General features: G+C 70.7%; 7 protein-coding genes and 1 pseudogene. 4 read left to right on the top strand and 4 right to left on the bottom strand.

The window, feature by feature from the left end:
- A pseudogene (locus tag ACQKIP_RS34600) lies at positions 1-290 on the bottom strand (DUF2293 domain-containing protein); the annotation flags it as partial.
- Between the two features lie 119 nt (positions 291-409).
- On the opposite strand from ACQKIP_RS34600, the gene ACQKIP_RS34595 reads away from it, so the two are divergent.
- The 3 genes from ACQKIP_RS34595 to ACQKIP_RS34585 all read left to right on the top strand — a co-directional run bounded on the left by ACQKIP_RS34595 (position 410) and on the right by ACQKIP_RS34585 (position 2,061).
- Positions 410-1,051, top strand: coding sequence for a uridine kinase (locus ACQKIP_RS34595; protein WP_365853055.1), 642 nt, complete (start codon positions 410-412; stop codon positions 1,049-1,051).
- Positions 1,052-1,096: 45 nt separating this feature from the next.
- Positions 1,097-1,501, top strand: coding sequence for a PPOX class F420-dependent oxidoreductase (locus ACQKIP_RS34590; RefSeq protein ID WP_365853057.1), 405 nt, complete (start codon positions 1,097-1,099; stop codon positions 1,499-1,501).
- Positions 1,502-1,641: 140 nt separating this feature from the next.
- Entirely contained in the window at positions 1,642-2,061 is a 420-nt protein-coding gene (locus ACQKIP_RS34585) for a CBS domain-containing protein (protein WP_365853059.1), read from the top strand.
- A 16-nt stretch (positions 2,062-2,077) separates the two neighbouring features.
- Here the strand turns inward: ACQKIP_RS34585 and ACQKIP_RS34580 are convergent, their stop codons facing one another.
- Both ACQKIP_RS34580 and corA read right to left on the bottom strand, forming a co-directional pair.
- Positions 2,078-4,348 carry a serine/threonine-protein kinase gene (locus ACQKIP_RS34580; protein ID WP_365853061.1) on the bottom strand — a complete coding sequence of 757 codons (2,271 nt, stop codon included), beginning with the start codon at positions 4,346-4,348 and terminating at the stop codon, positions 2,078-2,080.
- Positions 4,349-4,396: 48 nt separating this feature from the next.
- Positions 4,397-5,533, bottom strand: a complete 1,137-nt coding sequence (gene corA, locus ACQKIP_RS34575) for a magnesium/cobalt transporter CorA (protein WP_365853063.1) — start codon at positions 5,531-5,533, stop codon at positions 4,397-4,399.
- 137 nt (positions 5,534-5,670) lie between these two features.
- Here corA and ACQKIP_RS34570 point away from each other — a divergent pair, with 137 nt between their 5' ends.
- The gene (locus ACQKIP_RS34570; RefSeq protein ID WP_365853065.1) at positions 5,671-6,471 is read left to right on the top strand and encodes a methyltransferase domain-containing protein; all 801 of its coding nucleotides are present in this window, start codon (positions 5,671-5,673) and stop codon (positions 6,469-6,471) included.
- A gap of 414 nt (positions 6,472-6,885) precedes the next feature.
- On the opposite strand, the gene ACQKIP_RS34565 is transcribed toward ACQKIP_RS34570, so the two are convergent.
- A partial coding sequence (locus ACQKIP_RS34565; protein ID WP_427745049.1) for a PfkB family carbohydrate kinase occupies positions 6,886-7,185 on the bottom strand: 300 nt, incomplete at its 5' end.

Here is a 7,185-nt window from a genome sequence, read left to right as displayed (position 1 = left end):
AGCGCCGCCTCCTCCACGAGGACGCCCTGGCGCTCGTACTGCCCCTGGCCCCGGTTGAAGCGGACGACCACCGCCGAGAGCCCGCTCCCCTCGCGGGCCCGACGCGTCAGCGCGGTGTCGCCGCGCGGCAGGAAGACGAGATGCCCCAGGTCGGCGCAGTCCAGGCAGCGCGGCTCGGCATCCTCGATGACCAGCAGGGTGAGCGGCCCGCCACGGCACTCCGCGCAGTGGCGGCGCTTGAGGGGCTGGATGGCGAGAAGTCCGCTGCGGGCGAGGGGAATTGAGGCCATGAAGGACTCATTCCCCGACCGGCGGGCGCGTACCGCCCAAAACGGGGGCCGGCGCCAGGACCGAGGCCCCTCGTTCCCGGCGGCGCGCGCCCGCCACCGCACCGGGGAGGCGGGGCATCATGGGACGGGTGCGACTCGAAGCGATCACCTGGGACCGGCTCACGGACACCCTCGCCGACCGGCTGCTCGACCTGAAGACGGCCGACGCGAGCCCCTGGCCGCGCATCGCCTTCGACGGGGCCCCGGCGGCAGCCCCCGGCGAGCTGGCCCGGAGCGTGGCCGAGGCGCTGCGGGTGCGCGGACGGTCCGCGCTCGTCGTCGGCACGCAGGACTTCCTGCGCCCCGCCTCCCTGCGCCTCGAGTACGGGCGCGAGGACGTGGAGTCGTACTACAGCGGCTGGTTCGACACCGGCGCGCTCTGGCGCGAGGTCTTCGGCCCGCTTGACCCGGGTGGCACGGGACGGGTCCTGCCGGACCTGTGGGACCCGGTCGCGGACCGCGCGACACGCAGTCCGTACGTCCAACTCCCGCCCGGCGCACTGCTGTTGCTGCACGGCCCGTTGCTCCTCGGCCACTGGTACCCCTTCGACCTGACCGTCCACACGAGCCTGTCGCCGGGCGCTCTGCGGCGGCGCACGGCGGAGGGCGAGCGGTGGACGCTGTCCGCTTTCGAGCGGTACGAGGCGGAGACGGACCCCGCGGCTGTGGCCGACGTGGTCGTACGGGCGGACGATCCGCGGCACCCGGCGTGGAGTGGTTGAACCAAACCCCTTTTATATGCACGTGCATGTAGTTAGAGTCTGGGCATGGCAACGACACCGCTCCACTTCAGCGACTCGGTCCGTACGCTCCTCGACGGCAAGAACTTCGCCAGCGTCGCGACCCTCGGCCCCCAAGGCGCACCCCAGAACTCGGTGGTGTGGATCAAACGCGAGGGCGACACCGTCCTGTTCTCCTCCACGGCGCGGCGGCAGAAGGTCCGCAACCTCGAACGCGACCCGCGCATCAGCCTCTCGGTGTTCGACCTGGCCAACCCGTACACGTCGACCGAGATCCGCGGCGTCGCCGAGATACTCCCCGACCCGCACAAGCGGCTTCCGCACGAGCTCTCGCACAAGTACCTCGGCATCGACCCGCCCGGCGAGAAGGACGAGGAGGTCCGGGTGATCATCAGGGTGCTCCCGGAAAAGATCATCGGCTTCGCCGCCTGAGGCTTCTGCCCCACCGAGGGCTTCGCCGCCCGCGTCCGTTCCCCGGAGTGCGGACCTCCGGGCGCGCGGCGAGAATGAGGGGCGCCGGGACTAGCGGTGCCTCCGCGCCGCGCCGGCCGTCCGGCAACGGGAGGTACTTCATGACCACCGCCGGAGACATCATGCACCACGGCGCCCAGTGGATCCCCGCACACGAGACCCTGGACCGCGCCGCACAGCTGATGCGCCAGCTCGACGTCGGCGCGCTGCCCATCAGCGACGAGAACGAACGGCTCTGCGGCATCCTCACCGACCGCGACATCGTGGTCGGCTGCGTGGCGATGGGGCACGACCCGGCCCGCACGACCGCGGGCGACATGGCCAAGGGCACGCCACGCTGGATCGACTCGGGCGCGGACGTCGACGAGGTCCTCCAGGAGATGAAGAACAGCCAGATCCGCAGGCTCCCGGTCATCGACAACAAACGCCTGGTCGGCATGATCAGCGAGGCCGACCTCGCCACGCACCTCACCGACGACCAGCTCGCGGGCTGGGTCGAGAGCGTATACGCGAAAAGCTGACCGCCGGCGGCCGGTACTAACCCTTTTCCCCGGCGGCGCCGCCACCGGCAGTCTTGGCCGCACCCTCGGCGGCCACCGAGAACGTCCCCTCGTCCGTCACCCCGTACAGAACGCCCCCCAGTGCCAGCGGGGCCGTACCGCTCGGAGACCGGTCATCGACCGAGCCGTCCTTGGCGTCCTCGGCGTCCTTGACGAAGGAGGGCGCCGAGCGCCAACGCTCCCTGCCGTTACGTATGTCGACGGCGATGACACTGCTGTCGGGCATCGTGGCGTACAGGGTGTCGCCCCGCACCGACGGCTCGCTGAAGATCCGCAGTTCGCGCGAGGTGGTCCAGAGCGGCTTGCCCCGCTTGAGGTCGAGCGCGAGCACGGTCTCGTTGGCGTAGTCGAAGAGGTACATGGCGTCGCCGCGCACCAGCGGCGGCGCTTCCGGCTCCACCGCCCAGGGGAAGTCGATGCCGCGGACCTTCCCCGAGGTCAGATCCTGGATGAAGAACCGCGAGGAGACACCCGAATCGTCCTCCCAGCGCGCGAAGTACCCCTTGCCCTCGTGCACCGTGGCCAGCCACAGGTCACCCTTCGGGGCCTTCGTGCCGCCCAGCTTCCGGCCGGAGCGCGCGTCATAGCGGGCGATCTCCGACGAGCCGGGTCCGCCCTTGCGCCCGGCCATCCGCAGATCGGCGAAGAGCGTCCCGTCCGGACCCGCGTAGAACACGCCCGCCGAATCGCTCGTCACCTCGTGGTGCCACAGCTCCCGGCCGGACCGCGGGTCGTACGCCGTGTACGTCGAGGTACGCGAAGCGCTCAACTCGCCCTTGTGCACGACGAGTACGCCGCTCAGATACTGGAACTCCGCGTGCGGTCCCGGCAGCCGCCACAGCCGCCGGCCGCTTTTGGCGTCGTACGCGTCGACTCCCTGGGACCCCTCCGCGCTGTACGTGAACACCGTGCCGGCGCCCACCACCGGGTCGGTGATGGAATAGCCGGAGACCGACTTGGGGCGGTGCATCGGCTTCGTCCAGCTGGTCTTGCCCGTCAGGGGGTCGAGCCGGGTGAGGGCCGTGGTCGCGGAGGCGCAGAAGACGCCCTGCGCGTGCGGCGTACAGGCATCCGACGAGGGCATCATCTCGTCGGCATCCTTCTCGGCGGCGACGTGCCACGGCTTCCAGCCCTCGGGGGTGCTCGCCGAAGCGTGCGCTCCGCCTTCGGTATCCCCGTCACCCAGGAACGCCACGGAGACTCCTGTGGCGATCACCAGCGCGGCGGCGCCCGCGAGAACGACCTTGAACCGGCGGCCGCGGCGCGTGTGCGGGGCGGCCGCCGCCGGAACCGTCGCCGACAAGGCAAAGGTCACGTCACCGGCCGGGACTTCCTCGTCTCTCTCGTCCTGTTCGCCTTCTTCCCGGTGTGTACGCTCCCGTGGCTCGCCCGGCGGCCCCTCGTCCGGCAGCGCGGCCAGGGCATCGAGAACCTGCACCGGAGTGGGCCGTTCCTGCGGTGACTTGGCGAGACAGGACATCACCAGGGGGCGCAACACCTCGGGCAGCGCGCCCAGTTCGGGGTCGTTGTGCACGGTCTGGTAGGCGGCCAGATACGCGTTCTCCGCCTCGAACGGGCTGCGCCCCGTGGCCGCGTACACCAGCAGGGCGCCGAGCGCGAAGACGTCGACCGGCGGCCCGACGTCGCGCGGGCTGCTGAACTGCTCCGGCGCCATGAACGGCGGCGACCCCATCACCAGGCCGGTCTGCGTCCGCACGTCGCTGTGCGCGGCACGGGAGATGCCGAAGTCGATGACGCGCGTCATGCCGCCGTCAGCACTGCTGTCCGCGCCTTCCGCGCCGCCCGCCGAGTCCAGCAGCAGCACATTGCTGGGCTTCAGGTCGCGGTGCACCACCTCGGCGCGGTGGATCTCGCGCAGTGCCTCGGCCAGTTCGCCGCCGAGCCGCTTCAGTTGCGGCCAGTCCAGCGGGCCCTGGTCGGCGATGCGCTGGGCGAGGGTGTCCCCGGGGACGTACGCCGTGGCCATCCAGGGCAGTGCGGCCTCCGGGTCGGCGTCCACGACCGGTGCGGTGAAGGCGCCGCTGACCCGGCGTGCGGCCTTGACCTCCTGGCGGAAGCGGGCGCGGAACTCCGGGTCGTCCGCGTACTGGGTGTGGACGACCTTGACCGCGACCGCGCGGCCCGACGCCGAGCGCCCCAGATAGACGACGCCCATGCCGCCGGTGCCGATCCGCGACTCGATCCGATAGCCGCCGATCGACTCCGGATCACCCTCGCGCAGAGGCATCGGTCACCGCCCCCCGTTTTCCCCCGTTGTTGGCATGGCCCGTACAGCCTAGAGCCAGCCGTTGCGGCGGAAGCCGCGGTAGAGCACGAAACAGATGGTTCCGATGACGCCGATCACCAGTCCGTAGCCGTACTTCCAGTGCAACTCGGGCATGTAGTCGAAGTTCATGCCGTACAGACCGCAGATCATCGTCGGCACGGCGATCACGGCGGCCCAGGCGGTGATCTTGCGCATGTCCTCGTTCTGCGCGACCGTCACCTGCGCGAGATGGGCCTGGAGAATGGAGTTCAGGAGCTCGTCGAAGGCGGCGATCTGTTCCGTGACCCGCTTGAGGTGGTCGTCGACGTCCCGGAAATAGGCCTGTATCTCCGGGGCGATCGGCCGCATCGGCTGGGTGGAGAGAATCTGCAGCGGGCGGCCGAGCGGCACCACGGCCCGCTTCAGCTCGAGGAGTTCGCGCTTGAGTTGGTATATGCGGCCGGGGTCGGCGCGCTCCCCGTCCTTGGAGAAGACGTCCATCTCCACCTGGTCGATGTCGGCCTGCACCGCGTCCGTCACCACGAGATAGTCGTCCACGACGTGGTCGGCGAGTGCGTGCAGAACCGCGCCGGGGCCCTGGGCGAGCTGCTCGGGCGCCGATTCGAGCTCTTCGCGCAGCGGCCCGAGCGAGCCGTGGCGGCCGTGCCGCACGGTGATCACGAACTCCTTGCCGACGAAGACCATGATCTCGCCGGTGTCCACCACCTCGCTGTTGGCGGTGAGTTCGGCATGCTCCACGTAGCAAACGGTCTTGAAGACGGCGAACAGCGTTTCGTCGTACCGCTCCACCTTCGGCCGCTGGTGGGCGTGGACCGCGTCCTCCACGGCGAGCGGGTGCAGGTCGAAGAGGTCGGCGATGCCCGCGAACTCCTCCTCCGTCGGCTCGTGCAGTCCGAGCCAGACGAAGCCGTCGCCGCTCCTGCGGACGCGCTCGACCTCCTCGACGAGATCCCGGCCGCCCTCCTGGCGCACACCTTTGCGGTACGTCACGCAATTGACCACCGCGGAGCCCAGGGGGGAGCGGGCGGGGTGGCTCAGGTCCACGCGGTTGTGCTTGCGCACGAACTGGGCGACCCGCGCGACTTTGCGCAGGCCGCCTACCTTGCGGAGGTTTCCTACCTTTCGCAGGTTGCCTGCCATCGGCATGCGTGGCTCCTCGTTCTGGTGACTTGGCGTGCCAGTCTGCCAGCACGTTCCGACAGTGTGGCGGGACCCTGGGGGAACGGAACACTCCGCTCCGACTGCCTCCCGGGAGTAAGCCGGACAATCGTGATAATTGCGTTATGACGCTCATCGACGGCTATCTGACCGGCAATCACCATCGGCTTCCCGCGGGGGCGGGCGCGGGGCAGTGCTCCGAAGCCTTCTCCGCGCTCTTCGACCCCACGACCTTCCGGCACATCGAGCGGCTCGGCATCGGGCCCGGGTGGCGCTGCTGGGAGGTCGGCGCGGGCGGCTTCTCCGTCGTCTCCTGGCTCGCCAAGCGGGTCGGCCCCACCGGGCGGGTCCTCGCGACCGACACGGACATCTCCTGGCAGACGTCGGCCGCGCGGCCACCGGTGGAGGTGCGCAAGCACGACGTGGGGACGGATCAGCCGCCCGCCGGGGGCTTCGATCTCGTCCATGCGCGGCTCGTGCTCGACCGGGTGCCGGACCGGGAGTCCGCGTTGCGTTCGATGATCCGGGCCCTGCGGCCCGGCGGCCGCCTGCTGATCGAGGAGGCGGACCCGGCACTCCAGCCCCTGGCCTGCCCCGACGAGCACGGCCCTGCGGAACAGCTGGCGAACCGCCTGCGGCGTGCGCTGCTCACCGAGCGCGGGACCGACCTCGCGTACGGCCGCGGGCTGCCCCGCCTGCTGCGGGCGGCGGGCCTGCGCCAGGTGGAGGCCGACGCGTACTTCCCTCTGGCCTCACCCGCCTGCGCGGCCCTGGAGACGGCCACGATCCAACACGCACGCGCGTCCCTGACGTCGGCAGGCCTGGCCACGGAATCAGACATCACGGACCACCTGGCCAACATCACAACAGAACCCCTGGACCTGGCAACGGCCCCCTTGATCTCCACCTGGGCCAAAAAGCTGTAACGGCCCCGCACCCACCCACGAAGCAACGCCGCAGCACGCACGACGGCCCGCACCCGGCGTCGAGACGCGAGGGGACGTGTCGGTATTTCCGCCCGGAGCACGGCAAGCCCCACTCCCCAGCCGAAGGAACCGGGCGGCGCGCACCCGATGGCGAGGACGGACATACCGACGCGGCCCCGCACCCAACGACGAAGCAGGGCCGCAGTACGCCCCACGTACCCGCAGTCGGCAGTGAGACGGGAGGGGACGTGTCGGTATTTCCGCCCGGAGCACAGCAAGCCCCACTCCCCAGCCGAAGGAACCGGGCGGCGCGCACCCGATGGCGAGGACGGACATACCGACGCGGCCCCGCCCCCACCCACAGAGCGAAGCCGCCGCACCCCGACGCGCCCGCAGCGGAAGCCACCCCGCCCCCTACCCCGGCGGCCGACCCCCCACCACCCCAACGGCCCGAGCCCCCGCCCGACACCCCTCCGCCGAAGCCTCGCAGAGCCCCGCCCCACCCAGCCGCGCCGCAAGAAACGCCCCCGTGAACGCATCCCCCGCCCCCGTAGAGTCCCGCGCAGCGGCAGGCAGCGCCGGAACCTCGGCCCGCACCTCACCCCCCTGGGCGACCAACGCCCCCGCCGCCCCCCGCTTGACCACCACCGCAGGAAACCGCCGACTCAACTTGACTTTAAAATACTTCTCCCCAGCAACGAGAATTTTGCAAAT

The organism is Streptomyces sp. NPDC059900 (assembly GCF_050270335.1).
Lineage (GTDB): Bacteria > Actinomycetota > Actinomycetes > Streptomycetales > Streptomycetaceae > Streptomyces.
Note: the sequence above shows the minus strand (reverse complement) of the source record. Positions and strands in the feature narration are given on the sequence as shown.

Excerpts from the sequence above, each read along its gene's own strand:
- ACQKIP_RS34595 (WP_365853055.1), top strand. The coding sequence starts at position 410 with ATGGGACGGGTGCGACTCGAAGCGATCACCTGGGACCGGCTCACGGAC.
- ACQKIP_RS34590 (WP_365853057.1), top strand. The coding sequence starts at position 1,097 with ATGGCAACGACACCGCTCCACTTCAGCGACTCGGTCCGTACGCTCCTC.
- ACQKIP_RS34585 (WP_365853059.1), top strand. The coding sequence starts at position 1,642 with ATGACCACCGCCGGAGACATCATGCACCACGGCGCCCAGTGGATCCCC.
- ACQKIP_RS34580 (WP_365853061.1), bottom strand. The coding sequence starts at position 4,348 with ATGCCTCTGCGCGAGGGTGATCCGGAGTCGATCGGCGGCTATCGGATC.
- corA (WP_365853063.1), bottom strand. The coding sequence starts at position 5,533 with ATGCCGATGGCAGGCAACCTGCGAAAGGTAGGAAACCTCCGCAAGGTA.
- ACQKIP_RS34570 (WP_365853065.1), top strand. The coding sequence starts at position 5,671 with ATGACGCTCATCGACGGCTATCTGACCGGCAATCACCATCGGCTTCCC.